General features: G+C 50.7%; 28 protein-coding genes. 18 read left to right on the plus strand and 10 right to left on the minus strand.

Annotated elements, in window-relative coordinates:
- The first annotated feature begins 8 nt into the window (after positions 1-8).
- The 10 genes from ACFSDB_RS11850 (at position 9) to ACFSDB_RS11895 (ending at position 9,327) form a co-directional block, all read left to right on the plus strand.
- Positions 9-1,373 carry a CpaF family protein gene (locus ACFSDB_RS11850; RefSeq protein WP_204893534.1) on the plus strand — a complete coding sequence of 455 codons (1,365 nt, stop codon included), beginning with the start codon at positions 9-11 and terminating at the stop codon, positions 1,371-1,373.
- Positions 1,364-2,293, plus strand: a complete 930-nt coding sequence (locus ACFSDB_RS11855; RefSeq protein ID WP_204893533.1) for a type II secretion system F family protein — start codon at positions 1,364-1,366, stop codon at positions 2,291-2,293. Before ACFSDB_RS11850 ends, ACFSDB_RS11855 begins: the two co-directional genes overlap by 10 nt.
- A 9-nt stretch (positions 2,294-2,302) precedes the next feature.
- Positions 2,303-3,241 carry a type II secretion system F family protein gene (locus ACFSDB_RS11860; protein WP_204893532.1) on the plus strand — a complete coding sequence of 313 codons (939 nt, stop codon included), beginning with the start codon at positions 2,303-2,305 and terminating at the stop codon, positions 3,239-3,241.
- A gap of 18 nt (positions 3,242-3,259) precedes the next feature.
- On the plus strand, positions 3,260-3,481 hold the full coding sequence (locus tag ACFSDB_RS11865; RefSeq protein WP_377340169.1) for a hypothetical protein: 222 nt from the start codon (positions 3,260-3,262) through the stop codon (positions 3,479-3,481).
- A 42-nt stretch (positions 3,482-3,523) separates the two neighbouring features.
- Positions 3,524-4,933 carry a VWA domain-containing protein gene (locus ACFSDB_RS11870; RefSeq protein ID WP_204893531.1) on the plus strand — a complete coding sequence of 470 codons (1,410 nt, stop codon included), beginning with the start codon at positions 3,524-3,526 and terminating at the stop codon, positions 4,931-4,933.
- Between the two features lie 89 nt (positions 4,934-5,022).
- Positions 5,023-5,406, plus strand: coding sequence for a TadE/TadG family type IV pilus assembly protein (locus tag ACFSDB_RS11875; protein ID WP_204893530.1), 384 nt, complete (start codon positions 5,023-5,025; stop codon positions 5,404-5,406).
- Positions 5,403-6,161: a pilus assembly protein TadG-related protein gene (locus ACFSDB_RS11880; RefSeq protein WP_204893529.1), complete on the plus strand. Its 759-nt coding sequence runs from the start codon at positions 5,403-5,405 to the stop codon at positions 6,159-6,161. Before ACFSDB_RS11875 ends, ACFSDB_RS11880 begins: the two co-directional genes overlap by 4 nt.
- Positions 6,162-6,170: 9 nt before the next feature.
- A complete protein-coding gene (locus tag ACFSDB_RS11885) occupies positions 6,171-6,359 on the plus strand; it encodes a hypothetical protein (protein ID WP_204893528.1) in 189 nt (62 codons plus the stop codon).
- 18 nt (positions 6,360-6,377) lie between these two features.
- A complete protein-coding gene (locus ACFSDB_RS11890; protein WP_204893527.1) occupies positions 6,378-7,100 on the plus strand; it encodes a hypothetical protein in 723 nt (240 codons plus the stop codon).
- A gap of 1,441 nt (positions 7,101-8,541) precedes the next feature.
- Positions 8,542-9,327 carry a hypothetical protein gene (locus tag ACFSDB_RS11895; RefSeq protein WP_204893525.1) on the plus strand — a complete coding sequence of 262 codons (786 nt, stop codon included), beginning with the start codon at positions 8,542-8,544 and terminating at the stop codon, positions 9,325-9,327.
- Positions 9,328-9,381: 54 nt separating this feature from the next.
- On the opposite strand, the gene ACFSDB_RS11900 is transcribed toward ACFSDB_RS11895, so the two are convergent.
- Positions 9,382-9,612, minus strand: coding sequence for a helix-turn-helix domain-containing protein (locus tag ACFSDB_RS11900; RefSeq protein WP_204893524.1), 231 nt, complete (start codon positions 9,610-9,612; stop codon positions 9,382-9,384).
- A gap of 109 nt (positions 9,613-9,721) precedes the next feature.
- Here ACFSDB_RS11900 and ACFSDB_RS11905 point away from each other — a divergent pair, with 109 nt between their 5' ends.
- From ACFSDB_RS11905 to ACFSDB_RS11915, 3 genes are all read left to right on the plus strand, one after another.
- Positions 9,722-10,588 carry an EamA family transporter gene (locus ACFSDB_RS11905; RefSeq protein WP_204893523.1) on the plus strand — a complete coding sequence of 289 codons (867 nt, stop codon included), beginning with the start codon at positions 9,722-9,724 and terminating at the stop codon, positions 10,586-10,588.
- Positions 10,589-10,961: 373 nt separating this feature from the next.
- On the plus strand, positions 10,962-11,654 hold the full coding sequence (locus ACFSDB_RS11910) for a response regulator transcription factor (protein WP_204893522.1): 693 nt from the start codon (positions 10,962-10,964) through the stop codon (positions 11,652-11,654).
- Between the two features lie 138 nt (positions 11,655-11,792).
- Positions 11,793-13,931, plus strand: coding sequence for a sensor histidine kinase (locus ACFSDB_RS11915; RefSeq protein WP_204893521.1), 2,139 nt, complete (start codon positions 11,793-11,795; stop codon positions 13,929-13,931).
- Between the two features lie 70 nt (positions 13,932-14,001).
- On the opposite strand, the gene ACFSDB_RS11920 is transcribed toward ACFSDB_RS11915, so the two are convergent.
- The 6 genes from ACFSDB_RS11920 to ACFSDB_RS11945 form a co-directional block, all read right to left on the minus strand.
- Positions 14,002-14,376 carry a VOC family protein gene (locus ACFSDB_RS11920; protein WP_204893520.1) on the minus strand — a complete coding sequence of 125 codons (375 nt, stop codon included), beginning with the start codon at positions 14,374-14,376 and terminating at the stop codon, positions 14,002-14,004.
- Between the two features lie 140 nt (positions 14,377-14,516).
- Positions 14,517-15,152 carry a response regulator gene (locus ACFSDB_RS11925; protein ID WP_204893519.1) on the minus strand — a complete coding sequence of 212 codons (636 nt, stop codon included), beginning with the start codon at positions 15,150-15,152 and terminating at the stop codon, positions 14,517-14,519.
- Entirely contained in the window at positions 15,121-16,173 is a 1,053-nt protein-coding gene (locus ACFSDB_RS11930) for a sensor histidine kinase (RefSeq protein ID WP_204893518.1), read from the minus strand. Before ACFSDB_RS11930 ends, ACFSDB_RS11925 begins: the two co-directional genes overlap by 32 nt.
- On the minus strand, positions 16,170-16,862 hold the full coding sequence (gene liaF, locus ACFSDB_RS11935) for a cell wall-active antibiotics response protein LiaF (RefSeq protein WP_204893517.1): 693 nt from the start codon (positions 16,860-16,862) through the stop codon (positions 16,170-16,172). Before liaF ends, ACFSDB_RS11930 begins: the two co-directional genes overlap by 4 nt.
- A 65-nt stretch (positions 16,863-16,927) precedes the next feature.
- Complete coding sequence (locus ACFSDB_RS11940) at positions 16,928-17,566, minus strand: PspA/IM30 family protein (protein ID WP_204893516.1); 639 nt, start codon at positions 17,564-17,566, stop codon at positions 16,928-16,930.
- A gap of 15 nt (positions 17,567-17,581) precedes the next feature.
- On the minus strand, positions 17,582-17,923 hold the full coding sequence (locus tag ACFSDB_RS11945) for a lmo0954 family membrane protein (protein ID WP_204893515.1): 342 nt from the start codon (positions 17,921-17,923) through the stop codon (positions 17,582-17,584).
- Between the two features lie 174 nt (positions 17,924-18,097).
- Between ACFSDB_RS11945 and ACFSDB_RS11950 the strand changes: the two genes are divergently transcribed.
- The 5 genes from ACFSDB_RS11950 (at position 18,098) to trhO (ending at position 22,393) form a co-directional block, all read left to right on the plus strand.
- Positions 18,098-19,183, plus strand: a complete 1,086-nt coding sequence (locus ACFSDB_RS11950) for a metallophosphoesterase (protein ID WP_204893514.1) — start codon at positions 18,098-18,100, stop codon at positions 19,181-19,183.
- 13 nt (positions 19,184-19,196) lie between these two features.
- Positions 19,197-19,814, plus strand: a complete 618-nt coding sequence (locus tag ACFSDB_RS11955) for a DedA family protein (RefSeq protein ID WP_204893513.1) — start codon at positions 19,197-19,199, stop codon at positions 19,812-19,814.
- Positions 19,815-19,897: 83 nt separating this feature from the next.
- The gene (locus ACFSDB_RS11960; protein WP_204893512.1) at positions 19,898-20,848 is read left to right on the plus strand and encodes a 2-hydroxyacid dehydrogenase; all 951 of its coding nucleotides are present in this window, start codon (positions 19,898-19,900) and stop codon (positions 20,846-20,848) included.
- A 19-nt stretch (positions 20,849-20,867) separates the two neighbouring features.
- Positions 20,868-21,281: a VOC family protein gene (locus tag ACFSDB_RS11965; RefSeq protein WP_204893511.1), complete on the plus strand. Its 414-nt coding sequence runs from the start codon at positions 20,868-20,870 to the stop codon at positions 21,279-21,281.
- 149 nt (positions 21,282-21,430) lie between these two features.
- Positions 21,431-22,393 (plus strand): oxygen-dependent tRNA uridine(34) hydroxylase TrhO, encoded by a 963-nt coding sequence (gene trhO, locus ACFSDB_RS11970; RefSeq protein WP_204893510.1) that lies wholly within the window; start codon positions 21,431-21,433, stop codon positions 22,391-22,393.
- A gap of 509 nt (positions 22,394-22,902) precedes the next feature.
- Here the strand turns inward: trhO and ACFSDB_RS11975 are convergent.
- From ACFSDB_RS11975 to ACFSDB_RS11985, 3 genes are read right to left on the minus strand one after another with little or no spacing between them, the layout of a single operon-like run.
- Entirely contained in the window at positions 22,903-24,429 is a 1,527-nt protein-coding gene (locus tag ACFSDB_RS11975; RefSeq protein WP_204893509.1) for a tripartite tricarboxylate transporter permease, read from the minus strand.
- Positions 24,430-24,447: 18 nt separating this feature from the next.
- On the minus strand, positions 24,448-24,897 hold the full coding sequence (locus ACFSDB_RS11980; RefSeq protein ID WP_204893508.1) for a tripartite tricarboxylate transporter TctB family protein: 450 nt from the start codon (positions 24,895-24,897) through the stop codon (positions 24,448-24,450).
- Positions 24,898-24,943: 46 nt separating this feature from the next.
- Positions 24,944-25,963, minus strand: a complete 1,020-nt coding sequence (locus ACFSDB_RS11985; protein WP_204893507.1) for a tripartite tricarboxylate transporter substrate binding protein — start codon at positions 25,961-25,963, stop codon at positions 24,944-24,946.
- Positions 25,964-26,071 lie beyond the last annotated feature (108 nt).

The raw sequence follows: 26,071 nt of genomic DNA on the forward strand, positions 1-26,071 counted from the left end.
GGATAGCGATGTCGCTCTTTCAAAGAAAAAGAACCGAAACCGCTGCAGCGGTCAGCGACCATGTTTCTGTGCAGACTTCCCAAGTCCTGACCCCGTATCTGGAAGAATTGCTTGAGCATTACAAGGCACGCCTCTTGGCGGAAACCAATCTGGAGCCGCTTATCGCTGCAGAAGAAGCCGAGCGGCGCTTATCGATCGAGCGGCTGATCAGCCAGTTCATGCTGGAAGAGAAAGTCGTCATTTCCAAAACAGACCGGGAGACGCTGTTGACCCGCCTGATTGATGAAACGGTCGGGTTCGGCCCAATTGAACAATTATTGAAAGACCCGACCATCACCGAGATTTTGGTGAACGGACCGAAAGAGATCCACGTGGAACGGAACGGCCGGCTTGAGGCATCGCACATCACGTTCAAAAACGAAGAGCATGTACGGCATATTGTCGACCGGGTGATTGCGCCGCTGGGCAGGCGGATCGATGAAAGCTCGCCAATGGTCGATGCCCGCCTTCCCGACGGCAGCCGGGTCAATGCGGTCATTCCGCCGATCAGCCTGAACGGGACACTCCTATCGATCCGGAAATTCCGCAAAGAGCCATTTGAAATGGAGGACCTCCTGAGGATGTCCTCGCTGGACGGTCCGATGGCGCAGTTTATCCAAGCACTGGTCAAGGCGAAGCTGAACATCCTGATCTCGGGCGGAACCGGGAGCGGGAAAACGACCCTGCTGAACGCAGTGGCCAAAGCGATTCCGGTCAGCGAACGGGTCATCACCATCGAAGACTCGGCGGAACTTCGGCTCAACCGGGGCAGCGTCATTGGCATGGAGGCGCGCCCGGCGAACGTTGAAGGAAACGGCGAAATCAGCATCCGGCAATTGGTAAGGAACTCGCTGCGGATGCGGCCCGACCGCATCATCGTCGGGGAAGTCCGGGGAGCTGAAGCGTTCGATATGCTGCAGGCGATGAATACCGGGCATGAAGGGTCGCTGACGACGGTGCACTCGAACTCTCCGGTTGATGCCATCAGCCGTGTGGAAGGGATGGTCATCATGGCAGGAATGGATCTGCCAAGTGAAATCATTCGGGAATACATTGTCGGCGCACTCGATTTTATCATCCAGGCCGACCGCCTTGGCGATGGCCAACGGAAAATCGTCAATATCTCGGAAGTCTATGTGGATGAGGACAAAGGCGTCAAAATACGCGATGTCTTCATTTTCAAGCGGACCGGAACCGGAAAGAACGGCGAAGTGCTGGGCTATTTCACGCCGACCGGCTATGTGCCGCAGTGCATGGAGCATTTGCGGATGTTCGGTATCGAGCTTGATGAGTCGATGTTCCATGTCCGCCGGGAGGTGGCGCAATGGACTTAAGCATCGGGATTCTGTACGGAGCAGCTGTCCTGTCGCTGCTGTTTGCCGCTTATCTGTTCCTCGACTACCGGAGCAGCAAGCAGGAATGGAAGAAAAAGCTGAAGACCTGGTATCCGGAAGAAAAGCGCAAAAGCGCCATCAGCGTCTGGGGCGACCGCTTCGACGAATCGGAAGCTTCGAGCGGGCTCGCCAGGAAATTGAAGAGCGCGAACGTCAATCTTCTGGCTTCCGAGTATATCGGCATGCATGCACTTGGCGTATTGATGTTCTATGTCGTTTTCAACATGATTTTCAATATGGCGCCGCTGCCGAGCATCATCCTGACAGCGGGCATCTTGGCAGGCAGCCATTTTCTCTTGTTCTATATCCGCAAAAACAAATACGAAGAGCGCTTGAACAGCCAATTGAGTGAAGTATGCCGCTTGTTAGCGAATGCCGCAAGGTCCGGCATGACCATCACGCAGGGAATCGACCTGGTGGCCAGGGAAGTCAACGAACCGGCCAGGGATGAGTTCAAGCGCCTGTCGAATGAATTGAAACTCGGCGTGCCTTTTGAAACAGCACTGCGCACCGTGCAGAAACGGAATGAATCCCGGGACTTCCAGTTGTTCATTGCAACGCTTTTGATCCAGAAGCGGACCGGCGGCAACTTGGCGACAACGCTTGAGACGATGTCCAATACGCTCGAAGACCGCAAGATCCTGCACCAGACCATCCAGACCATGACATCTGAGCAGCGCTACATTTCCTTGATCGTCCCGGCGATGCCGATATTCATCCTGCTCTTCATGAACAATATCATCGAAGGCTTTACTGATCCGCTGACGACGCCGATCGGCATCATCTTGATGATCGCATTCGGGCTTGGCATCATCTTATCGTTTTTCCTGATACGGCAAATTACAAATATAAAAGTGTAGGTGAAGGCTATGGATGCGCTCATTATTTTTACGGTCATCGTCTTTTGGTTCATGGTGGTGCTGGGAATCCGGAACTGGTCGGTGTATGTGCAAGAGAAACGCGGAGTGCTGGTCCATGTCTCCGAGCTGACCAGCATGGACGCTTTCGATAAAAAGAAGAAAAAGCGGAAACAGAAAGCGAATCTGTTCCAGCGGCTGACGGGGTATGCGGATGAATTTGCAGACCTTGGCCAGCGCATCAATTTTTTCAGCGAGAACATCGAGGTGGCGGATTGGCTGAAAAAGTCAGGCAATCCCTACAACCTCACATTGGCCCGCTTCCAAGGGCTGAAAATCCTTTTGTTCATCATCGGTTTTTTCGCGGCGATGCTGGCTTTCATCATCGGCTTCCCGCTTTCTAAATACGGTTTGGTGTTCCTGCCGCTGATCGGCTATTTCATACCGATTTACATCGTCAGGCGCCAAGCCAAAATGAGGCAGGAGAAACTGAGCCGGGACCTTCCGGATTTCCTCGATACGATCAGCACCAGTATCCAGGCGGGGGTCAGCATGGATCAGGCATTAAGGGAGGTGATTCGCTTTTTCGACGGTCCGCTCCGGGAGGAATTTATGCGCTTCATGCAAGAAATAGACTTGGGCGTGCAGCGTGAAACGGCTTATCGAAACTTGCTGGAACGAAACGACAACGAGGAATTCCAGCAGTTGATCAAATCCCTCCTGCAGGGCATGAAGCTCGGTGTCCCGATTGCCACGACATTCAAGATCCAGGCAGAAGACATGCGCCAGCTGCGGCAGGAACGCGTCAAGGAACTGGCGGCCAAGGCCTCCCCGAAAGTGACGCTCGTCACGACATTCGTCGTGGCGCCGGTCTCGATCATGATGATTGCAGGACTGATGCTTTTGAACATGATTTATGGAGAAAACAGCATATTCAACATTTTGGACTAAAACTTAGGAGGAATTGACATGAAAGAAAAATTAAACGACCTTAGCTTGCAGATGGTGTCTTCAGTACAAACGAAAGTAGCGAATGAAAGAGGATCACAAACATTGGAATGGATCGGCATTGCAGCGGTCATCGTAATTGTCGTAGGTGTTGTTTCCCAAGCGTTCGCAGGCGGCGGGTTTGGCGATACACTGGTTTCAAAATTTGAAGGATTCATCAGCAAAATCGGAGGAGGGGCTTAATCCCTCCTGTTTTATTATTGCCAGTTTAGAAAGGAGCATCCGATGAAGCAAACACGATACTTGCTGGTGGCCTTGCTTGCCGTGTTCTTGGCAGGCTGCCAGGAACAAGCGCAGCCAGAAAAGCCTCAAGCGGAAGCCAGTGGACAACAAGAGCCAAAAGCACAAGAAGATTCTGAAGAAGCACCAAAAGAAAATGGAGAAGACTTATCAGCGGTTCTTAAAGAAAAAGAAATGCTGCCTCTCCCGGCAGACGAAAAAGATTTGATCGCTCAGCCTTCAGGCAAAATCAATGATATCTATGTCGTAAACGCTGAAGAGCGACAGCAAGTCGAAGAAGCTTTCTTGAAAGAATTCGGAGAAGTTCCGCCATTGCCGGAAGATGCCTCTGAAGAACAACTGGATTTGTATTTCAATTATATTTATTCGCTCGTAGCCTATGACTTCCAGGATCCTCAGGACGTCCTGGATCAAATGGAATTTGCATTGTCCGGAACACCGGAAGCAGATCCGCGCTTTGCTTTTAAAGAAAATTACAATGTTGAAATCATCCTGGATTCAAGCGGTTCGATGGCCAACCTTATCGAAGGGGAGACTCGGATGGAATTGGCAAAAGGAGCCATCCGTGAGTTCATGACCCAAGTTCCCGAAGAAGCGAACGTTTCGCTGCGGGTTTATGGCCATGAAGGCGACGGGACGGAAGCTCAAAAAGCCGCTTCGTGCGAAACAATCGATGAAGTGTACAAACGCGGAGCATTTGATGAGGCGAAATTCAATCAGGCATTGGATGCTTTTGAACCGGCAGGATGGACGCCGGTAGCCGGAGCATTGGAATCAGCAAAAGAAAGTTTTGCCGGGCTTGACGCAAAAACCAATACAAACCTGGTATACCTGGTCAGCGACGGCATCGAAACGTGCGGCGGAGACCCTGTAGCTGTTGCAAAAACTTTCTCCGAAAGCGATGTATCGCCGATTATCAATGTCATCGGCTTTAATGCAGACAGTGAAACACAGCAACAGTTAAAAGAAGTGGCGGCTGCTGCAAACGGCATTTTCTCGAATGTCAATAGCGGCACGGAACTGACAGAGGAATTCGAGCAGTCCCAGGAAGTGTTGGCGCGATGGGAAGCCTGGAAAGTGGATTCGGAAGTGGATGTGCTTGCAGCCAGCAACGCCAGTTGGCTGGCCATCACAAAATTTGAAAATCGCTGGCATGCAAGTACGGACCAGCAGCATTTAGGACTAATCCGCGTTTTCGGATTGTTGCAGGAAAAAGGATACCTGACTTTCAACCAAGTCGACGCATTGACTGCAAGAGCAGCAGAAATTGAGCAGCTGGCAAAAGAGTCAAGGGAAACACTGGTTACTGAACTGAACCGGATAAAAGAGCAAGGGCTTGAAAAGATGCGCGCCGAAATCGATCAAAAGTATCCGGATGACGCAGATCAACAGTAAAAAGGGGACTCCCCTTTTTCCGGCTTATTTATGCATCCCCCTGCAAAATAAGCCGGAAAAGCGGGAGTCTGTCAGCAAAGGTGGAGGCCATGAAAAAATTAATGAACGAACGAGGCTCAGCGACAATTGAATTTTTAGGGGTTGTGCCATTGATTTTTACGGTCATGATGATTGCCTGGCAGTTCATCGCCGGCTTCCATGGCTTGATGATTGCAGAATCTGCCGCAAGCGAGGCTGCCAAAGTCTATTCGGTGACGGCGGACGCGGGAGAAGCGACTGCTGCGGCACAGAAAATTGTGGACGCCGGAGGCACTTACATCAGCTTTGCCGGCGCCCCGATATCGGGCACCAACGAATTTACAGCAGCCGTCAACGTCAACATCGACTTCGTCTTTCTGCCGGCCAGCATGTTCGGCGGAGGCAAACCGTCATTTTCCTATAGCGCTGATACATCGGGCAAGGTGATCAAATGAACAGGATCCGGAACCGCCTTGAAAATGAAGAAGGGAACGTGGCGCTGTTCGTGCTGGGGCTGATCAGCATTATGATCATCCTGTTCTTGCTTATCCTGAACCTGGCAGGCGCACTGATTGTGAAGGAGCAGGCCATGTCCACGTCGCAGCAAGCGGCGCTGGCGGCTACGGCGACGCTTTATGAAGAGCTTCCCGGTTTCATCCTTTCCTATGAAAAAGACTTGAAAGAGTTCTTGGAAGAAGAGGAAGCTGCTAAAGATGCGGCTGAACCGGCTGAACCTGAAGTGCCAGGGGATGAGGAAGCGCCGGAAAAGGAAAAAGAGGAAAAAACGCTGGATGAATTGATCCAGGAAGAAACCGAAAAACTTTCCGGGGAGATGGCGGACTACACACTCAATGAAATCCGCAACGAAGCCATTGACCGCATCTTGGCCAAAGAATTGGACAAGGGCCTGGGCAATGGTCTGTTAAAGAAAAGAATGAGTGAAGAACTGGAATTTGCATGGATCAAATCGATGAAAGAAAGTGCACGCAACACGATTTTGGCCAATGGAGGAGAGCTTGAAGGAGCGGTCATGACCGTGTTTGATGATGGGCAGATCGTGGTGGAGTCCTCGCATGAAGCAGGGGCAATCGCCTATAACGGCTTTTTCGCCGGCATTCAGAAAAACCTTTACAAGTCTTCCAAAGGACCTGAAGTGAAATTTGTGCAGAAAATACCCGGATGGGAAGGGAGAACGTATTCCCTGGAATAGAGGTCTCTAATGAGCAAACAGAAAAAATGGCAACGAATTTATTTGATGTTGATGCTTTTCTTTTACGGCATCTTCGTGCCTGTCACAGTATTCGAATGGCTCTTCAGCGATGGTGCTTTTCCATTCACCGCCATTGCGGTAGGGCTGGCATTGCCCTTTATGAGGAAGAATCATTTAGCCCAGCTTCAAAAACAATAAAAGGATGGAGGTTTTAAGATGGAACGGCCAATCCGGTCAGCGTTAACTTTTTTCGGCCATAAATACGAGCGCATCCTGCTGCTTGTGCTTTTCATTCAGCTGCCTGTCATCTTGATCCAATTTTTTGCAGCCAATTATATTCTGGCGGTTACCCCGACATTCGGCACCCTTTTCAGCATTGCCGATGTTTACAACGCGTTTATCGTCTTTTCATTCTTTCTCTTTGCGCTCGTGCCGTTCGTCCATTTTTGGCACAGCGAAGAAATGGGTGTAGAGAATCCGCTGCGCCAGACATTTTTGCATTTTGCTTTAAAAGCTTTTCATTTCTTTTTGTTTTCGGTTGTCGCAGCGGCAGCGGTCACGATCGGGTTGATGCTTTTTATCCTCCCGGGAGTGATTCTGCTAGGAATTTTCTCGCTAGCCCCTATTTTAGCAATCATGGACAAAGAGTCTGTCTGGACATCAGTCCGGGAAAGCATCCGGATTTTTAAAGTCCATCACTGGAAAATCGTATTGCTGATAGCTGCCTTCGGATTCGCAGAAATCATCGGCTCCTATATTTTACAGACCATTGTGATGGACATCACGACTTCCTTCCTGGCAATCGCTATTTGCCATATTTTCTTGAATACAATCTTCCTTCCATTGTTTTACTTGATTCTTGCGGCGTACACAGCGAAATGGAGAGAAGACATGAGCTTGTTTGCTATTGGGAACAAAGAAACCGGATTTTCAGAGTGAAACATAAAGAGGGAGGAACATCATGGAGAAATTAATGAAACGAAGTGTAGTGATTGCGGTTATTTTATTGACTGTCGCTCAATCTTTCTTCTATTCAGTTGCAGCAGCTTCTGTTCAACCGTGGAGCGGCAATTCGTGGACGGGTGATACGTGGAAAGGCGACACTTGGGAAGGCACGCCATGGCAAGGCAATACGTGGACTGGCGATACATGGCAAGGCGACTCGTGGCAAGGTGACGGAACGTCGGGCGACGGCACAAGCGGCGATGGAACGTCAGGCGACGGCACGAACGGAGACGGAACTTCGGGCGACGGCACGAGCGGAGACGGAACTTCGGGCGACGGCACAAGCGGTGACGGAACTTCGGGCGACGGCACGAGCGGCGACGGAACTTCGGGCGATGGCACGAGCGGCGACGGAACTTCGGGCGACGGCACAAGCGGTGACGGAACGTCGGGCGACGGCACAAGCGGTGACGGAACGTCAGGCGACGGCACGAGCGGAGATGGAACTTCGGGCGACGGCACGAGCGGCGACGGAACTTCGGGCGACGGCACAGGCGGCGACGGAACTTCGGGCGACGGTACGAGCAGCGATGCGACCTCGGGGGACGGCACAAATTCTGACGGGCCGGATGGCTATGAAGTNCAGCGATGCGACCTCGGGGGACGGCACAAATTCTGACGGGCCGGATGGCTATGAAGTGTTCAATTATATCGCCAAAGATGTCATTCTTGGACAAGTGGATCTAGCAGGGAATTCATTGACGGCAACGAGCGGAGAGATGGGCAGAGGGTCTGCATTTTTCTTGTCCGGCTTGTTATTGAACGGCTTGAAACTGGGGATTGACAGCCCTATTTTAGATGGAATATCTGATGCAAATGATGCCCTAGGCAATGGCTTCACTGCTGCACAGTCAATCAGCACCATTCAGAATGCGCGGAATGCCTCGAACGCTTCAGCTGTCGGTGGTGCGATGAGCGGAGCAACAGCTGCTGGACCGGCGGCCATGGGAGCTTTAGGAAAATTGAATGTAGTCGCTGCAGTCGGCGGAACAGTGCTCGGCGGAATTGACACGTATATGAAAACATTTGGCGATGGCGGCGTCACGGATACATTCAATGATGCGAATGCCAGCGGCGCAGACAAAACAGTCGCAGTTGCGGATGCGACGGCCAGCCTTGGAGCTACAATGATGAGCGCTGGCGTCGTAACAGCGGCCTTTCCTGGTGCCCAAGCCATCGGGGCCGGAATCGTTGTAGCAGGGGCCGCTTTATGGGGTGCTTCGAAGCTTACCGGATACGTGGCGAAAAACTGGGAAGGCATCAAGAGCACTGCTTCAAAAGCGGGTGACGCGATTGCCAAAGGATGGAATTCATTTACTGGATTGTTCGGGTAATGCTATCATTTAGTAAGATTGGTTAAAGGAGAGATTCGACAATGAATGACCAGACTACGCAACTGCTCCTGAAAAAAGTGAAAAAACATAAAAAATGGACCGAAGGCGTTTTTGTAAACCCGGTTTATTGGACGGTGAATGGGAAGCCTTATTACATGGCAGGATTCACGAAGAACAATGCGTCTGTCGCCACCGCCTATTTGACGCCGGGTGAAGAGAACCGGGAAGAAGCGCTTGAAGCCCAGCGCCATCTGGCTCTTTTCGGTGATCTGAGCAGCAACATCTTCAACATCGGCATGGATTACCTGAAAATCAATGCGGCCTATTTCACCGAGCCGTTGAGCATCCCGGCTTCTGGGGCCGATGCTTCTGCTCTGAAAGGAAGGGATGCATTTGCCGAACTCTGGCAAATACAGCAAAAGCTTTCTTCGATGGTCAAAGACTACAAGAACTATTACGACAATGACGTATTGGTCCGCAAGGAAATCACCCAGGCTGATGTGGAAAGAACGCAGGAAACTGCAAATCTGCTGACATTGTATCAATTCCTCAACCTGCAGACCCTGCTGGAAAAGAATTCAGAGATCCAGGCGTTTGCTTCATTTTTGAAAACTACTGAAGGCTGGGAGCGGATGGGGAAAGAATCGCAGAAATTTGTCCAGGGAATCACCGGCAATGCCGAGAAAATGCGCAAGAGCTTGGAAGGGCTGAACGTAATCCCAGGCAATGATTTTGAAGAAATGAAAAAGCTTAACTACGATAAGATGGTCGAAGATAATAAGAAAATCATTGAAGGCCAGCGGCAGTATATCCGCTATCCGAGATAATCCATTCAAAAAAGCATCCCGGCAATCAATGCCGGGATGCTTTGCTGCATATTTTCAATCTTCGTCTTTGATATCCACATCATCTGGAATCGGAGTCATCTGCCATTCTTCCAAGGCTTGCTTTGCCAGCTCCAATTGTTGGAAATGCGTTTCGAATTGGGAGGTGTTGACCAAGTACTGTTCACCGTCATGGACTGCGCGGATGCGGCCTTCTAAAACATACCGGGTGACCTGTTCTTCAGGCATCGACAGAAAAGCGGCAGTTTCCGGGACTGTCATATACATATGATCATCTCCTCTTTTTTCTTTTATTATAATGGAAGAGAGAAGGTATCTCAAACCATTCAATTGATGGTAAGCTAATGGCTGGAATATTGGAATAGAGGTGTTTTTTGTGAAGTTTTGGCCCTATATCTGGGTGTTGGCAGCAGCGGTTCTTTGGGGGACTACAGGGACTGCGCAAAGTTTTATCAATGGTGAAGCGCATCCGCTGACAATCGGGGCGCTCCGGTTGAGCGTCGGCGGATTTGCGCTTCTTGCATTTGTTTTATTGACCAAAGGATTGCGATGGCGTGAAATCCCTTGGCAAGCCGCGCTCGCTTCTGCCGTTTTGATGGCGCTGTTTCAGCCGCTGTTCTTCTCTGCTGTCCAATTGACAGGCGTGGCAATCGGCACTGTCGCTACGATCGGAAGCGCGCCGGTATTTTCGGGGATTCTGGAATGGGTGCTGTTAAAGCGCCGGCCGGATAGAATCTGGGTGTCCGCGACGGTTTCAGCGATTGCCGGATGCTTCCTGCTGTTTTTGGGCAACGGCTCGGCATCGGCCGATCCTGCCGGCATCCTGCTGGCGCTTGGTGCGGGTGTGTCTTTTGCAGGCTATGCGATCACCAGCAAAAAGGTACTCGAAAAGATGGACGCCGTTCCGGCGGTCGCAGTCATCTTTTCGCTGAGCGCATTGTGCCTCCTGCCGTTCTTGCTGTTTTATGACATCTCCTACATAACGGATTTCGGCAATTTAGGCGTTATCGTCTATTTGGGGCTTGGCGCAACCAGCCTGTCTTATATTTTGTTTTCAGCCGGGTTGAAAAAAATTCCGTCGTCGTCAGCAGTGACCTTGTCGCTAGGGGAGCCGATGACGGCGGCGCTGCTAGGTGTCTTCATTGTTGGCGAAAGCTTAAGCGGCTCTGCTTGGTTTGGTGTCCTATTGCTTCTCGGCGGAATCCTGATTTTGACGATGGGCAAAAGAAAAGCGGCCGTATAAGGAAGTGTCTATCGAATCTAACAGGGCTCCTGCGCTTTTCTTATTGTCCAGACTCCGGCGGCCAGCCCCTCGAGGTCGCTTCGGAAGTGCTGCGAACGGCAAAAAGCGCCGTTCATTGCACTTCCTCCAGCGCTTGTCGGGGCTAGATGGCCGCCTGCGCTTTTCTTTTTGTCTAGACTCCGGCGGCCAGATTCTCGGGGTCATAAGCCGTTCCGGCTGTGCGGCAAAAAGCGCCGCTTCGCCGGTCCGTCTTATGCCCGTCGAATCTAACAGGCCGCCTGCGCTTTTCTTAAGAATTTCTTCATATTTTTCCTAAGGTCTGCTTAAGAAGTTTCGTTTACAATAAATTACAGAGATGAAAGAGGTGTTGACGATGGGGAAATTTACGGTGCTGGTGACTGATGACGATCAGGATATCCGCGACGGCATAGAAATCTATTTGAAGAATGAAGGCTACAATGTGTTGAAAGCCGCTAACGGAGTTGAAGCGATCGAGTTGTTGGAAACGAGCGACGTCCACGTCATCATCCTCGACATCATGATGCCGAAGATGGACGGAATTGCAGCTACGTTCAAGATCCGCGAACAGCGCAATATTCCGATCATCATGCTGAGCGCCAAGGCAGAGGATTCCGATAAGATCCATGGGTTGTCGGTCGGTGCAGACGATTATGTGACGAAACCGTTCCATCCGATGGAATTGGTCGCCCGGGTGAAGTCCCAACTGAGACGGTACGTCAGTCTTGGGACATATGAGGACAAAACCCAGCGCATTGAGATCGATGGGCTGGTGCTTGATACAGAAGCGAAAGATGTCTCGCTTCACGGGGAACCGATCAAGCTGACGCCGATTGAATTCAAAGTGACGGAATTGCTGATGGCGAATGCCGGGCGGGTGTTTTCCATCCAGGACATTTATGAGCGGGTCTGGAACGAACCGGCGTACAATGCTGAAAACATTGTCGCTGTCCATATCCGGAAGATACGGGAAAAAATCGAAGCGGATCCGAAAAATCCGCGGTACCTAAAGGTGGTGTGGGGCGTTGGCTACAAAATGGAAAAATGATCTGTGGTCAATTGCCGCAGTCATCTTAGCATTGTTTTCACTATTATATTGTTTCGCTTTTGTTGTGGAGATATTGAAAGATACCTCTGCAGCTGAACTGCTGGCTTCGCTCCGGCTCCTTCCGAAAGGGGGAGCATGATGATGAAGAAATGGCTATGGCTTTTGGCTGCGTCACTTGTTTTGCTCGGAGCGTTTACCATTATGGAACTCGGGCCGACTCATTTCGGGAAATCCTATACGGAAACGGCTGAATTTGATATGTCCTATGAATTCTATACGGACCGGCTGTTCGCTCATGAACTTGCACCCCTGGATGAAGAAACAAAGATTACGGTGACAGCCAGTGAAATCGAGGAATATCGCACAAGGTACGGCTCGTTGGCGGATCAGGTAGATAATATTCAAATGCAATATGCTGATGAAATTGACCAAGCCAAGGCGTCCGGAAACAGTAGTGTTGAAGAAATCCTGGTGAAAGAACGGGACCGGAAAATCGATGCAGTCCAAAGCAATTTTGCCGATGAAGATGTGGTGCGCGAAAAGGTTATAGAAGAAAAGCGCCAGGAAATCCTTGAATTGAAGAAAAGAACAGAAAGTGAAAGGGCATACTTCGAGCAAGATAATGGTTATTACGTTTACCGCCTGAAAAATATCGATACAGGAGAAACCTTTACACAAGGAGAGCTTTTGGAGAATCCGGTTTTTGAAAGAAGCTATTCGGCACGCCAACCGTTAACGGACACAGAAATGGATTATAGTCTTGATGACACAGATGGGTTCCTGGGAGAAGGAAGATTTGAAGGCACTATTCAGGTCGACCGCGAACTTTTGGCAGCTTCGAATTTAGGAATCGAACTGCAAAGATTTACGCTCGCAAAATCAATACTGTATATTTTCTCTATCATTACTGTAGCAGGGCTAGGGCTGCTGCTTACGGTTCTGAAGTTCCGCTTGGAATGGTTTACATTCAGCAGCTTATATGAAAAATGGACCGGTTGGTCTATTGAGATTCGTCTAGTTGCATTTATTCTGTCAGGCATCTATGCGCTTTATGCCTCGTTCTCTGCTTTTTATGCACTGAATTCTTCTTGGCGCGATGATTATGCGCTGAACATCGTTGATTCCATATTGGAATTCGGAGTGGCACTGGCGGTGATCGCACTGGCACTCCTGCAGGGAATCTATTTGTTTGCTTATTACAAAAAACCGGGCCTTCTCCGGAATGAATTCCAGAACAGCCTCATCCATCGGAATTTGCTGGTGATGAGGCAGGCATTTCTCAATAAAACAATCGGCGTCCAGATGCTGATCCTGCTGATCGTCATCTTTTTCTGGGGATTCGGTACACTGTTGACAGTCGTCGTTCCGGGAATGGTGCTTCTCTGGATCCCGGCGACGTTGCTGATCGGCATCCCGGTCCTGGTCATGATGATGAAACGCTTCGGTTATCTGAATGTATTGATGCAGGAAACGGAAGCGATGGCGATGGGGCAGTTGAATCAGCCGGTGCCCGTTGCCGGCAATTCGCCGCTTGCGAATCATGCTCGCCAGCTGAACCGGCTGAAAGAAGGCGTGCGGCTGTCGATGACGGAACAGGCGAAAAGCGAACGCTTGAAAACAGAACTTATCACGAATGTCAGCCATGATCTGCGGACGCCGTTAACTTCGATCATTACGTATACCGACCTGCTGAAAGCACCGGACTTGTCGGATGAGGACCGTTTGTCGTATGCAGCGATCCTTGATCGGAAATCCCAGCGCCTGAAAACGCTGATTGAGGATTTGTTCGAAGTATCGAAAATGGCAAGCGGCAACATGGAGCTTCAACGGTCGAAACTGGATGTCGCCCAGCTGCTCCAGCAGGCGCTGGCGGAACACGCCGAAGACATCTGCCAATCGGGCCTCGACTTCCGGGTATCGCTGCCGGAACGGCCGATCCAGGTGTATGCCGATGGCCAGAAATGGTGGCGCGTGCTTGATAACCTTATTTTGAATGCCATCAAATATGCGCTGCCGGGCACGCGAGTATATGTTACGCTCGAGGAAATGGATGGGCAGGCACAATTCATTATCAAAAATATCACTCGCTACGAACTCGGAGAAAATCCGGATGAATTGTTTGAGCGCTTCAAACGGGGAGATGCTTCCCGCCAGACGGAAGGCTCGGGCTTAGGTCTGGCGATTGCCCAATCGATTGTCGAACTCCATGGCGGCACGATGAAAATCGAAGTGGACGGGGATTTGTTCAAAGTGACGGTCACCATCAACAGCCTGTAAGAACCAGTACGAACAAATGAATCAAAAGACAAACAAAAAAGGGCTCCCGCGGGCCCTTTTTTTGCTGGCTCTATTTCTCCATGACCGCAAAGTAATTGTCTTCATTGTCCGCAAAGTTGAATACCTTGTTTGAAGCCATTTCGACAATTTCCCCGACTGTGATGTTTTTGGAAGCAAACTCCTTGTGCAGCTTTTCGGCATCTTCAGTGAAGAACATCAACGATGGAGTATCCAGATTCACTCCGGGCGACATGTTAGCAACGGTTTCCCTGTCGTGCAGAATGATGCTTGTTTCCGCGTTAACCGATGGCGCAATTTCAATCCATCTCATACCTTCAGTTTTTTCATCCGCTACTACAGTGAATCCCAGCTTCTTTGTCCAGAATTCCACTGCCTCGTCTTGGTTGTTGACGTATAGCATCACTTGTCCGACCTTACTGATCATGTCTCCAGCTCCCTTGCTTTGTTATGGGCTTGCATTTATTCCATTTTAATTCACATTTCAGAAAACTGGAACAACCCGCTCATTTATTCTATTAAAAAAAGCCGTCCAGCGAATGCAGACGGCTTTTTTGGCAGATTAAATCATTGCGGCGGTGAGATGAGGCGGTGCTGAAACGCATAGATGGCCGCCTGGGTGCGATCATGGACGTCCAACTTGGAAAGCAGGTTGCTGACATGGGTCTTCACAGTCTTGAGGGCGATAAACAATTCGTCTGCAATTTCCTGGTTGGTTTTTCCCGATGCGATCAACAGCAGGATCTCCATTTCCCGCTCCGTCAATTCTTCGTGCGGGACGCGGTCATGGCGCATCTGTTTCATCATTTTCGTCATCACTTCCGGCTCGAGGACCGGTGTGCCGTTCATCGTTTCCCGGATGGAGTCGGCGATTCGCGAAGCTTTGGACGTTTTCAGAATATAGCTGACGGCTCCGGCTTTCAAAGCCGGATACACTTTATCGTCATCCAGGAAGCTGGTGACGATCATGATTTTCGCTTCCGGCCATTTCCGGATGATGGCGTCGGTCGCTTCTGCGCCGTTCATCACCGGCATGACCATGTCCATCAGCACGACATCCGGACGGAGTTCAAGGGCCATCCGGACAGCTTCTTCACCATTCACTGCCTCCCCGGCCACTTCCATATCCGGCTGTGATTGGAGGTAGGCAGATACGCCGATGCGGACCATTTCATGGTCGTCGGCCAATAAGATTCGGATCATCAGAAACCTTCCTTTCGATCGGTACTTTCACTTCAACGATAGTGCCTTCCGACGGCACCGACACGATTTTGCTGACGGCCCCGATTTCAATCGCGCGTTCTTCAATATGCTTCAAGCCGTAGGAAGTGGATTTCGATTGTTCGCTTTCAAATCCGATTCCGTTGTCCTGCACCCGTAAAATAGCGAACCCGTCGCGTTCCACAAACAGGATATGGACTTCGGTCGCCTTGGAATGCCTTAGGGTATTCGACAGCGTTTCCTGGGCGATGCGGAACAGGTGGTCTTCCGCCCCTTTGGGAAGCGGCACTTCTTCAAGCTTGCTGTCAATGGCGAAATAGACTTTCTCCTTCAGTTCGGAAATCAGTTCTGCCAAGCCTTGGCACAAACTTTTGTTGTGGAGGGCGGCAGGGCGCAGATGCAATAGCAATGCCCGCATTTCCAGCTGTGCCTGCTGGACCATTTTCTCAGTCTGTAAAAGCGCGGGTGAAGCGGCTTCCCGCTCGGTCATCGATGACAGCAGCATCGAGGCGGCAAACAATTGCTGGGACACGGAGTCGTGCAGTTCCCGGGCGAGGCGCTGGCGCTCCATGACCAGTCGTTCCTGGATGATTTTGTCCTGGTTTTCGGCACGTTCGTTCGAAATGCGCGCCAGGCTTTTGCGCTGGGATTCCATCAATTTCTGCAGCTTCAGGATCGATGAAGATAAATTGCGCGGCAGCGCCTTCATCTTGGCAGCTTCGATGGCCGCTTGATCTTCGTTGCGAAGGAGCGCTTGGAAAATTTCATCGATGTCCTGGACCTTTGAACGGGACAGCGATTCCGACCACCAGGCGATGCCTGCTGACAAAGCAAGCATAAGAACCAGCAGCCAGATCCCAAAGGGGAGGCCGGCGACAAAATCTTCCCATAACACATCCCAGGTTGCGAGAGTTGGAAGCCCTAACAGCACAATCAGAATGCTGAAGACGATCAACGCGAACAGCCCCATGAAGAAAAGGCCGCGCGGGAGAATCTGCCTCATCGGCGGATCACCTCGACATCGCCCATCCACGTGGTGATTGTGATGATCATTTCGGTCCGGCCGTCTGAAGGATAGCCATTGTCAGTATGCACAGCTCCGTTCCAAACACGCTGTTTGGTGCTGGTGAAAAACCGGGCATCCCCTAAGAGGGTATTGTAATAAATGCGGACCGGAACTTCGTAAGGCAGTATGATCTTCACTTTGCCGAAGCCCTGGCGTATGGATACGAATGACGTTTTTTTGGGAAGGACGGTCTGGGTCGCATCAATCAACAAATCGCCTGCGAATCCCTGGACATGGATATCCTTCCATTCGTATGCTTCAATCGGTGTACTTTGCGCCGCGAAAAAGCGGTTCTGGATGAGCCCTTTGTCGACTGTTCCGCCGAGCGGCAAATCCTGCTGCCAGTCTTCGCCTTTCCAGAGGCGGACCAAAAGATACATGGCGATGGAAAAGATGATCAGGCGCAGGCTCCACATCGACAGCACCGAAATGCCGATTAGGATGACGCTGGTCCAAACATATATTTTCCGGGTTTGAGGAGCTTTGTTCATTGCGTAATACAGAATTCCAATGCCAAGAAGAACCAAAAATACGCTGCCGTTCCGGAAAAAGGCAACTTCTACAAAGACGAGCAATAAAGCGCTCCAGAAAATCAGCGCTTGCCGGTTGGTTGTCAGTTCTTTCATCGTGTTTTTGCCTCCTTCTTTGCAGCGGAAAAGCGAGAAGAAGGGATTCTTCTTCTCACTCTATTTTAACCAATTTCGATTTGCTTTGCGCTGTTTTTTTCCAGCGCTTCCAAGCGGCGTTCCATTGTTGTCCGTTCGTGCTCTTCTTCGACTTTCGCTCCCAGGTTCTTGATGTAGGAAGCCATGTCATCAAAAGAGCCGAGGCGTTCTGCTGCGAGTTGAGGGCTCAGGACCTTATCCATCTGATGATGGGCGCGCGTGGCATTTTCTTTCCCCATCAATTGCAGCTGGCGCACTTTCATGTCTTTCACTTTGTGTTTCATTTCCTCGAAGCGCTGTTCCAGGCTGTTGATCTCATGGAGATTTTCAGCAATCGCTGCTTTCAGATCATCGGCGCGGCGGGAGTAGGAAGCCACTTCCATTTCAGCAAAGGACGTTAATTCGCTTTCTCCTGCAGATTGCGCAAGTTCGTATTGGGCCCGGCGTTTTTCGAGCATGTTGCTTGTTTCTGAAAGTTCCTTTTGGAGCTTTGTGTTGAGCTGGGTCTGGCGTTCCACCCATTTGCCGGTTGCCTCCGTTTGGCGTTCAGCTTCTGTGATGTAGCGGTTCAGTGCGGCAATCGGATTTTTCTCCTCCTTTTTTGAAACCACGGCGTCCAAATCAGTTGCGACTGCGAATTTAAAGCGTTCCCATAGTGTTGTCATTTTGTCTTCTCCTCCTTATTTGTTGAGCTTGTTCCACTGGTTCTCGAAATTTACGAAAGGATCTTTTGTTTCGGTAAAAGCAGCCGGGCAGTCATTCCATTTCTGGTAAATCATCCATAGCCCTGCAGCTGCCGCAACGCCGATCAAAGCGGGTACATTCGAAATGGCCGAAATAGCGCCGATGGCAGCAACGAATCCCCACCAGATTTTTCCGGCGGTTGCGGTGCTGCGCAAATAATAATGCACCCCCGCATACAGGATCAGCGCCGAAATTGCCAATGCAGCAATCGCGCCCAGGTTCGACAAGACGATGATGGCCGCGATGGCGCCGAGTGTGATCATCCAAAACTTATTCATATTTGTTCCTCCTCTCAATTTGTACCTTCATCTTATCAAGCACCGCATTTTTCCGACATGGACCCTGACTGCATCTTTCTCTAAGCCTTGAGGCGTAGTTGGAATCGGGAGAGGTGGTTTGCCTGTGAAAATGATATAATACCTGTTATATGGAATGAAGAAAGGGACAACTCTATGAAAAAAATTGCTGCCATTGGCGGCGGGATCAGCATCTACCTGGCGCTGGCCATTTATTTGGGCTGGAATGTCCGCATTTGGCTCATTTCGTGGCTGCCGGATATGAATGCCTGGCTTTTTTGGGGAGCATGGATGGTTATTGCCTTCAGTTTCTTTATCGGCCGCTTCGGACATCGATGGCTGGCATTCAGCATCATCGGCTCTTACTGGTTCGCGTTCTTCCAATACGGGCTCCTTCTCTTCCCGCTGGCGAATGTGCTGAGCCTGCTGGTCGACTGGCCGCAGGAGGCCATGCTCATCGGCAATGGCATAGCTGTCCTGATGGCTGGCATCTTCTTGGCCGGCTCTTACCTGGCGTATAGCCCGGTCGTCAGGGAAGTGGAGATTCTGGTAGAGCATGGACCGGCGGAAACTCTGCATATCGTTGTAGGCTCCGATTTCCATCTCGGCGTCTTGTCGGGCAAGCGCCACTTGAAGCGTTTTGTCGACAAGGCCAATGGTTTGAAACCGGATGTGGCGCTTTTGGCAGGCGATCTAGTTGATGATGATCCGATCTGGTATGCACGGTATGGCATGCAGGAGGAAATGGAGCGGCTGAACGCGCCGCTCGGCGTCTACGGCGTCCTAGGGAACCACGAATATTACGGCAGGAAAATCCCACTGCTCGTCCGTTTGATGGAAAGTTCGGGAGTCCGGATTCTCCGGGATGAAACTATTTTGGTTGCCAATCGTTTCTATTTAACAGGGCGCGAAGACCGCACGAATGGAAAGCGGCATGGCCTCGACCTCTTGGCTCCTGAAAAAACGCTGCCATGGATTGTCATGGACCATACGCCGTCGGATCTGAAAAAGCCGGTCCAGCTGGGGGCAGATTTCCATGTTTCCGGACATACCCATAGAGGGCAGATGTGGCCGAACAGCCTCATCACCCGAAAGGTGTTCGAGCTGGATTATGGACACAGGAAAATCGGCAAAACCCATTTCCTTGTAAGTTCCGGTTTCGGGTTCTGGGGACCTCCAATCCGGATCGGCAGCCGTTCTGAATTATGGTCGATTAAAATGAAATTCGAAAAAGCAATGTAAAGGGAGAGTATGCATGGAACAATGGATTACAGACATCATGTCTGACTACGGATATTTTGGAATATTTTTACTGATTATGTTAGAGAACGTCTTCCCGCCGATTCCGTCAGAAGTCATTCTGACGGTCGGGGGTTTTATGACCACCACTACGACCATGACCATTCCGGGCGTCATATTGGCGTCGACAGCCGGGTCGCTTTCGGGTGCTGTCGTCTTGTACGGCATCGGATTGCTGCTGGATGTTGAACGGCTGGAGAAAATCGTCGACAAATACGGACGCCTGCTGCGTGTGAAGCGTGCAGATATCCACCGGGCTGACGCCTGGTTCGACCGGTTCGGCATCTGGACCGTGTTTTTCGGCCGGCTCATTCCGCTGGTCCGGAGCCTGATTTCAATTCCCGCCGGGATGTCGAACATGAAATTTTGGCTGTTCCTGACGTTCACCACACTCGGGACGCTGCTTTGGAACACGGTTCTCGTCTACGTCGGTGAAGCGGTGGGGGACAACCGTGAAGCGATTCTGGAACAATTGGATGTTTATTCGAACATTGTCTACGCCTTGATTGTCTTGGTAGGACTACTGGCCGTTTGGTATTACATGAAAAAAATCCGGACCCGTCCGATGGATTGAACAGAACTGGAAACTGCTGGCATTTGCCGGCAGTTTTTTTAGTTGTTATAATTGTTTGATAATAGAATCTGAGGGAGGCCATTATGAAACCAATTATTTTTATTACGCAAAAATTGCCAGAAAAAGCGGTCAGCGGACTGCAGGAATCATTCGAAGTCCGGATGTGGGAAGACGAAGAGATGCCGGCCCCGCGCGAGGAGCTCCTTCGCCAAGCCAAAGAGGCGCATGCGTTATGGACAATGCTTTCCGATAAGATTGACAAGGAAGTATTCGAAAATGCGCCGAACCTGAAAATCGTCTCCAATCTTGCGGTCGGCTTCAACAACATTGACTTGCATGCGGCGCATGAACATCATGTCATGGTGACCAATACACCGGAAGTGCTGACGGAAAGCACAGCTGATTTGACGTTCGCGCTGCTTCTGGCGACAGCAAGGCGCATTGTCGAAGCATCGGACTCGGTCCGCTCCGGCGATTGGAAATCATGGACGCCGATGGGCATGGCTGGCCGGAATGTCGGCGGCGCTACACTGGGCATCATCGGCATGGGCCGCATCGGGGAAGCGGTCGCACGGCGTGCACAGGGCTTCGGTATGGAAGTGCTGTACCATAACCGGACACGGCGCAGTTTTGAAGATGTCAAATACGCAGCATTGGACGAACTTTTGGGCAAGTCCGATTTTGTGGTCCTCCTGACCCCGCTTACAGAAGAGACGAGAGGCATGATCGGCGCCCGGGAGCTTTCCCTGATGAAAGAAACGGCATGCCTGATCAATGTCGCGCGGGGAGGCATCGTGGATGAAACGGCGCTTTACGAAGCGCTGAAATCAGGCGGGATTTGGGGAGCCGGCCTCGACGTGTTCGAGCAGGAACCGGTACCGCTTGATCATCCATTGCTGACTTTGCCGAATGTTACCGTACTGCCGCATATCGGCAGTGCCACTGTCCAGACGCGCCTGGCGATGATGGACATGAACGCGAAAGCCATCAAGGCTTGCCTTGAAGGTGGAAAAGTCGAAAACCGGCTCTGCTGAAAAAAAGGAGAAGAAGCCCATGAAAGGTGCAATCACGCCCTATTTGACATTTTACGGACAAGCAGCTGAAGCGTCCGCGTTCTACCAAGAAATTTTCGGCTTGGAACTGAAAGGAAGCCAGACATACGGCAATGCCGGTTTTCCTGCACCGGAGCACGCAAAAGAGTATTTGCTGCATTGCTTGCTGCAAAAGGGCGATTTCCGCCTGATGATGGCGGATTCCGTCGAGGAAGCGCCGGCTCAGCCCCGCTCAGGACTAGCCTTGGTCGTCGAATGCGAAAGCGAAGCGGAAGCAACCGCGATATTCGGAAAGCTGGCCCAAGGCGGACAGGTGCTCATGGAATTGCAGGATACGTTCTGGGGCGCCAAATACGGGAAAGTGAAAGACAAATTCGGATTTGTCTGGGACTTGAACGCTGAAAAAGAACAATGAAAGAATTTGGAGAAAAGGGCGGCTGCTTTGTGCAGCTGTCCTTTCCTTTGAAGAGAAGTTGAAGTTTGCCGGGTTTTATTGTAAAATGATTTAGGTTTTTAATGCTTTTTTGGCAACGAGAACTAATCGAAGAATAGGGGGTATGATTCATGCAAAATCATACGCACAACGTTTTACTTTATTATTTATACACACCGATCGAAGACCCGGAAGCTTTTGCGGCTGAACATTTGGCGGCCTGCAAAGAAATCGGTTTGAAAGGCCGTATTCTGGTTTCCCATGAAGGAATCAACGGTACTTGCTCCGGTACGATCGAACAGACGGATGCATACATGGAAATGGTGAAAAGCGATCCGCGTTTTGCTGATATCGTCTTCAAGATTGATGCAGCGGAAGGCCATGCATTCAAGAAAATGCATGTGCGCGCGAAAAAAGAAATCGTTCACTTGGGATTGGAAGAAGACATCAATCCGCATGAATTGACTGGCACTTACTTAGAGCCTGCTGAATTCTATAAACGCATGCAGGATCAGGATACCATCGTGCTTGATGCACGCAACGACTATGAATATGACTTGGGCCATTTCCGCGGCGCTGTGCGTCCGGATGTAGAGAACTTCCGCGATCTTCCGGAATGGGTCCGTGAAAATAAAGAAATGTTCGAAGGCAAGAAAATTTTGACGTACTGCACAGGCGGAATCCGCTGTGAAAAATTCTCCGGCTGGCTGAAAAGAGAAGGTTTTGAAGATGTGGCGCAATTGCACGGCGGCATCGCAACTTACGGAAAAGATCCGGAAGTCAAAGGACAGCTTTGGGACGGGCAGATGTACGTCTTTGACGAGCGCATTGCCGTTCCGGTCAACCAAGTGGAACATGTCGTCGTCGGAAGAGACCATTTCACAGGCGAACCATGCGAGCGCTACGTGAACTGCGCGAATCCCGAATGCAACAAGAAAATCCTTGCTTCTGAAGAAAACGAACACAAATACATGCGTTCTTGTTCAGACGAATGCCGCGAGCACCCGCGCAACCGCTATGCTTTCGAGCATGGGTTGACTGGTGCAGACGTACAGGCACGTTTGGATGCACTAAAAGAAACAACTGAAGTCTAAGAACATAGAAAAAGCCGTCCTTTTGGGGACGGCTTTCAGTTTGTAGACAAAAGAATAATTTTTCAATTAGCTGAATAAAACTAATGGAAGCTGTGTAGGATCCTTCACTTCAGGCGGACGCTTTCCGCGGGCTCGCGCCGAACTAACTCGGACTGGCGTCCGAGTTAGTTCGGCACATCGCTATCCCGCAGGAGACGCCGCCTTCCGTAGCGGATCTTGAAGCCAGCGGCTTGCATCCAGCTGCACAAAGTAGAATTAGCGTCTTAATCCTTTTTTATGATACAGGTGACGCTCCCGACCGGGCTGGCCACGAAGACTCCTGTGGGACCAGCTCGAGCTGAAGACCCTGGACTGAGCGAAGCGAGGGAAGCGGCTGAAGCCGAGCCCACGGAAAGCGAAGTGGCCAGCCCGGTCGGGCTTATACATCTCTATTCATCATAATTAAACTTTGTCTACAAGCTAAAAGCCGTCCTTTTGAGGACGGCTTTTTCACATGCTTTCTATTGAGCTTAATCTTCTTCGTTCACAATGATGGCGCGTCCTTTGAATTTCAGCAGCAGCGGCACAAGCAGCCAAGCAGCGGCGACGATCAAAAGAGCCAGGGAAATCGGTTTGGTGACGAAAATGGAGAAATCGCCGTTCGAGATGGTCAATGCGCGGCGCATGTTGTTCTCGATCATCGGTCCAAGCACAAGCGCCAATACGAGCGGTGCCACTGGAAAATCGTTCCGGACAAGCAGGTAGCCGAGTATTCCGCAGCCAAGCAGAAGGAACAAGTCGAACGTTGTGTACTGCACTGCGTAAACACCGAAGAAAGAAATGGCAATGATGATCGGCAGCAAGTATTTCTTAGGCGTCTGAATGATTTTAGCGAACACTTTTACAAGCGGCATGTTCAGCACCAAAAGCATCAAGTTCCCGACGAACATACTTGCAATCAGTCCCCACGCTACTTCCGGATGGTCGTCAAAAAGCAGCGGGCCAGGCTGGATGTTGTACATGATGAGCGCGCCCATCAAGATTGCAGTTGTCCCGGAACCCGGGATGCCAAGCGTCAAGAGGGGGATCAAGGCTCCGCCGGAAGCAGCGTTATTCGCCGATTCCGGTCCCGCTACGCCCGCAATGGCGCCGGTTCCGAATTTTTCAGGCGTTTTGCTGAATTTCTTCTCGGCAATATAGGAGAAAAACGATGCCAATGTGGCGCCGGCACCCGGCAAAACACCGATAAAGAACCCTAGGAATGAACCGCGCAAGATCGGTGCAGTGCTGTCTTTCATATCCTGCCGGGTTGGAAGGATGCGGCCGATCTTGGCGATCGACCCTGTTTCATGATCGCGTTCAAGTACTGTTTTGAAAACCTCGCCAAGGGCGAAAAGCCCGACGGCAATCGTCAAGAATTCCAGGCCGGAATAAAGGATCGGCAAATCGTAGGTAAAGCGGGCAATGCCTGACACGGCATCGATGCCGATGGTGCCGAGCATCAAACCGAAAACGGTCATCATCAATGCCTTGGTCATCGATTTTCCTGCAAGCCCGCTTACAGCAGCAAGCCCAAGGAGCATCAATGCGAAATATTCGGCAGGGCCGAACTCGAGTGCGATATTCGACAACGGCTTCGCCAGAAGGACGAGGCCGATCAGGGAAATGATCCCCGCTGCGAACGATCCGATTGCTGCAATCGAAAGCGCTGCCCCGGCACGGCCTTGCCGCGCCATCTGGTAGCCGTCAAGCGTCGTTACGACTGAAGAGGATTCACCTGGAGTGTTCAGCAAAATCGAGGTGGTGGAACCGCCATACATGGCCCCGTAATAGACGCCGGCCAGCAGGATGATCGAACTCGCGGCAGCCGCTTCTGGCGGCAGACCAGCTGTAAGCGTAGCTGTAACCGGAATCAGCAGGGCTACACCGCTCATCGGACCGATGCCCGGCAGAACGCCGACTGCCGTTCCGATCAAGACACCAACAAAAGCGAAAAGGATATTCTGCCATTGGAAGGCGACGCTGAAGCCATCCATCAAGAATTGTAAAGTGCTCATGATATTCCGCCTTTCCTGTTAAAATACCGGGAACCCGGGCAATGAACCGCCGAGGAATTCCGCAAATAAGTAATAGACGCCGAATGAAAATGCGCCGGCAATCACAAGGGACTGAATCCACTTGCCGCGTTCCATTGTCTGAAAAGCAAGAAGCAGGAAAGCGAAAGTGGTGATGACATACCCCAGGGGTTCAAGAAGCGCTGCGTAAAGGACTGCGCCGATGAAGATCACCAGGAATTTGCCGTACTGCACTCCTTCGGAATTGCCGTCAACCGCCTGGTAGCGGAAGGTTTCATACAATAGCCGCATGCTCAGCAAAATCAACAGGATGCCAAGGCCGATTGGAAAAATGTCCGGACCGACAGAAGATCCATAAGAACTTTCAGAGATTTTCCGACTTTCCAGAACGAAAAGAAGCCCAATCAAAAGAAAGGCGATTCCCGCAAAGCGGTCAAACGTTTTACTCATAAATTCCACTCCTTAAATGGAGAAAGCGGCCGAAGCCGCTTGCCCATTATTTTTGCATTTCAAGTGCAGTCAGCAATTCAACGATGACTTGCTCCTGGTTTTTCAAGTATTCTTCAAAATCAGCGGCATTTTTGTATTCGCTCTGCCAGCCGTTTTGCTCAAGTTCTTTTTTCCACTCGTCGGTATTCGACATTTCTTCCAGCTTTTCAGTCCAGTATGTTTTCGCGCCTTCAGACATATTTTTAGGTCCGAAGATTCCGCGCCAGATCGTGAATTCTGCATCAATTCCGGAATCTTTGAAAGTAGGGACTTCGCTCAATTCGCCTTCAAGGCGCTCAGGTGAGCTCACTGCAAGGACGCGGACATCGCCGGATTTCACATACTCGGCAATTGTGGAAGCATCCGTGGCGATCACATCTGCATTGCTTCCAAGAAGTGCTGCGACTGCTTCGCCGCCGCCGTCATAAGAAACGTATTTTACGGATTTCGCATCGATGCCGTATTCAAAAGCAGGCAGGATGCCGACAAGATGGTCCATCGATCCGGGTGCAGAACCGCCTGCCAATGTGATGGCTGTCGGATCTTTTTTGATTGCTTCGAGCAGCTCTTCCAATGTCTGGTATTCTGAATCCGCTTTAACGACAATTGCGCCGTAATCACGCGTCAATTGCGCAAGCGGGGTAGTATCTTTATAGCCATAAGGGCTATTGCCTTCAGCTTTGTTGTTATTGATCAAGATTGGCGGTGATTTCACCATCATCATATAATCATTATCCACTTCTTTGGTAGCATACTCTGCCATGAAAACAGCACCGCCGCCCCCGGGTTTATTTTCCACGGTAATCGGTTCTTCGATCAGTTTTGTGCTGTTCATCGTTTTCGCGATTGAACGTGCGGTTAAATCCCATCCACCGCCAGCGCCTGATGGAGCAACAATAGCTATGCCGCGTTCAGGATAATTAGAACCTGCTTCCTTGTCTGCTGCTGTTTCTCCGCCTGATGAACAAGCGGCCAAGCTGAACGCCATGACACCTGCCAATGACAACGAAATCATTTTTTTCAACATTTGAACATCCCCCTTTGAAATAAATAAAGACAGCGCTTTCATGCGCTGTCTTTAATTTATCAGAACTTTTATGCAATTAAAGTTTTTGGAAATAAGGGGGATATTGTT

Origin of the sequence: Planococcus chinensis (assembly GCF_042681545.1) — a bacterium.
Classification (GTDB): Bacteria; Bacillota; Bacilli; order Bacillales_A; family Planococcaceae; genus Planococcus; species Planococcus chinensis.

Excerpts from the sequence above, each read along its gene's own strand:
- ACFSDB_RS11850 (WP_204893534.1), top strand. The coding sequence starts at position 9 with ATGTCGCTCTTTCAAAGAAAAAGAACCGAAACCGCTGCAGCGGTCAGC.
- ACFSDB_RS11855 (WP_204893533.1), top strand. The coding sequence starts at position 1,364 with ATGGACTTAAGCATCGGGATTCTGTACGGAGCAGCTGTCCTGTCGCTG.
- ACFSDB_RS11860 (WP_204893532.1), top strand. The coding sequence starts at position 2,303 with ATGGATGCGCTCATTATTTTTACGGTCATCGTCTTTTGGTTCATGGTG.
- ACFSDB_RS11865 (WP_377340169.1), top strand. The coding sequence starts at position 3,260 with ATGAAAGAAAAATTAAACGACCTTAGCTTGCAGATGGTGTCTTCAGTA.
- ACFSDB_RS11870 (WP_204893531.1), top strand. The coding sequence starts at position 3,524 with ATGAAGCAAACACGATACTTGCTGGTGGCCTTGCTTGCCGTGTTCTTG.
- ACFSDB_RS11875 (WP_204893530.1), top strand. The coding sequence starts at position 5,023 with ATGAAAAAATTAATGAACGAACGAGGCTCAGCGACAATTGAATTTTTA.
- ACFSDB_RS11880 (WP_204893529.1), top strand. The coding sequence starts at position 5,403 with ATGAACAGGATCCGGAACCGCCTTGAAAATGAAGAAGGGAACGTGGCG.
- ACFSDB_RS11885 (WP_204893528.1), top strand. The coding sequence starts at position 6,171 with ATGAGCAAACAGAAAAAATGGCAACGAATTTATTTGATGTTGATGCTT.
- ACFSDB_RS11890 (WP_204893527.1), top strand. The coding sequence starts at position 6,378 with ATGGAACGGCCAATCCGGTCAGCGTTAACTTTTTTCGGCCATAAATAC.
- ACFSDB_RS11895 (WP_204893525.1), top strand. The coding sequence starts at position 8,542 with ATGAATGACCAGACTACGCAACTGCTCCTGAAAAAAGTGAAAAAACAT.
- ACFSDB_RS11900 (WP_204893524.1), bottom strand. The coding sequence starts at position 9,612 with ATGTATATGACAGTCCCGGAAACTGCCGCTTTTCTGTCGATGCCTGAA.
- ACFSDB_RS11910 (WP_204893522.1), top strand. The coding sequence starts at position 10,962 with ATGGGGAAATTTACGGTGCTGGTGACTGATGACGATCAGGATATCCGC.
- ACFSDB_RS11915 (WP_204893521.1), top strand. The coding sequence starts at position 11,793 with ATGATGAAGAAATGGCTATGGCTTTTGGCTGCGTCACTTGTTTTGCTC.
- ACFSDB_RS11920 (WP_204893520.1), bottom strand. The coding sequence starts at position 14,376 with ATGATCAGTAAGGTCGGACAAGTGATGCTATACGTCAACAACCAAGAC.
- ACFSDB_RS11925 (WP_204893519.1), bottom strand. The coding sequence starts at position 15,152 with ATGATCCGAATCTTATTGGCCGACGACCATGAAATGGTCCGCATCGGC.
- ACFSDB_RS11930 (WP_204893518.1), bottom strand. The coding sequence starts at position 16,173 with ATGAGGCAGATTCTCCCGCGCGGCCTTTTCTTCATGGGGCTGTTCGCG.
- liaF (WP_204893517.1), bottom strand. The coding sequence starts at position 16,862 with ATGAAAGAACTGACAACCAACCGGCAAGCGCTGATTTTCTGGAGCGCT.
- ACFSDB_RS11940 (WP_204893516.1), bottom strand. The coding sequence starts at position 17,566 with ATGACAACACTATGGGAACGCTTTAAATTCGCAGTCGCAACTGATTTG.
- ACFSDB_RS11945 (WP_204893515.1), bottom strand. The coding sequence starts at position 17,923 with ATGAATAAGTTTTGGATGATCACACTCGGCGCCATCGCGGCCATCATC.
- ACFSDB_RS11950 (WP_204893514.1), top strand. The coding sequence starts at position 18,098 with ATGAAAAAAATTGCTGCCATTGGCGGCGGGATCAGCATCTACCTGGCG.
- ACFSDB_RS11955 (WP_204893513.1), top strand. The coding sequence starts at position 19,197 with ATGGAACAATGGATTACAGACATCATGTCTGACTACGGATATTTTGGA.
- ACFSDB_RS11960 (WP_204893512.1), top strand. The coding sequence starts at position 19,898 with ATGAAACCAATTATTTTTATTACGCAAAAATTGCCAGAAAAAGCGGTC.
- ACFSDB_RS11965 (WP_204893511.1), top strand. The coding sequence starts at position 20,868 with ATGAAAGGTGCAATCACGCCCTATTTGACATTTTACGGACAAGCAGCT.
- trhO (WP_204893510.1), top strand. The coding sequence starts at position 21,431 with ATGCAAAATCATACGCACAACGTTTTACTTTATTATTTATACACACCG.
- ACFSDB_RS11975 (WP_204893509.1), bottom strand. The coding sequence starts at position 24,429 with ATGAGCACTTTACAATTCTTGATGGATGGCTTCAGCGTCGCCTTCCAA.
- ACFSDB_RS11980 (WP_204893508.1), bottom strand. The coding sequence starts at position 24,897 with ATGAGTAAAACGTTTGACCGCTTTGCGGGAATCGCCTTTCTTTTGATT.
- ACFSDB_RS11985 (WP_204893507.1), bottom strand. The coding sequence starts at position 25,963 with ATGTTGAAAAAAATGATTTCGTTGTCATTGGCAGGTGTCATGGCGTTC.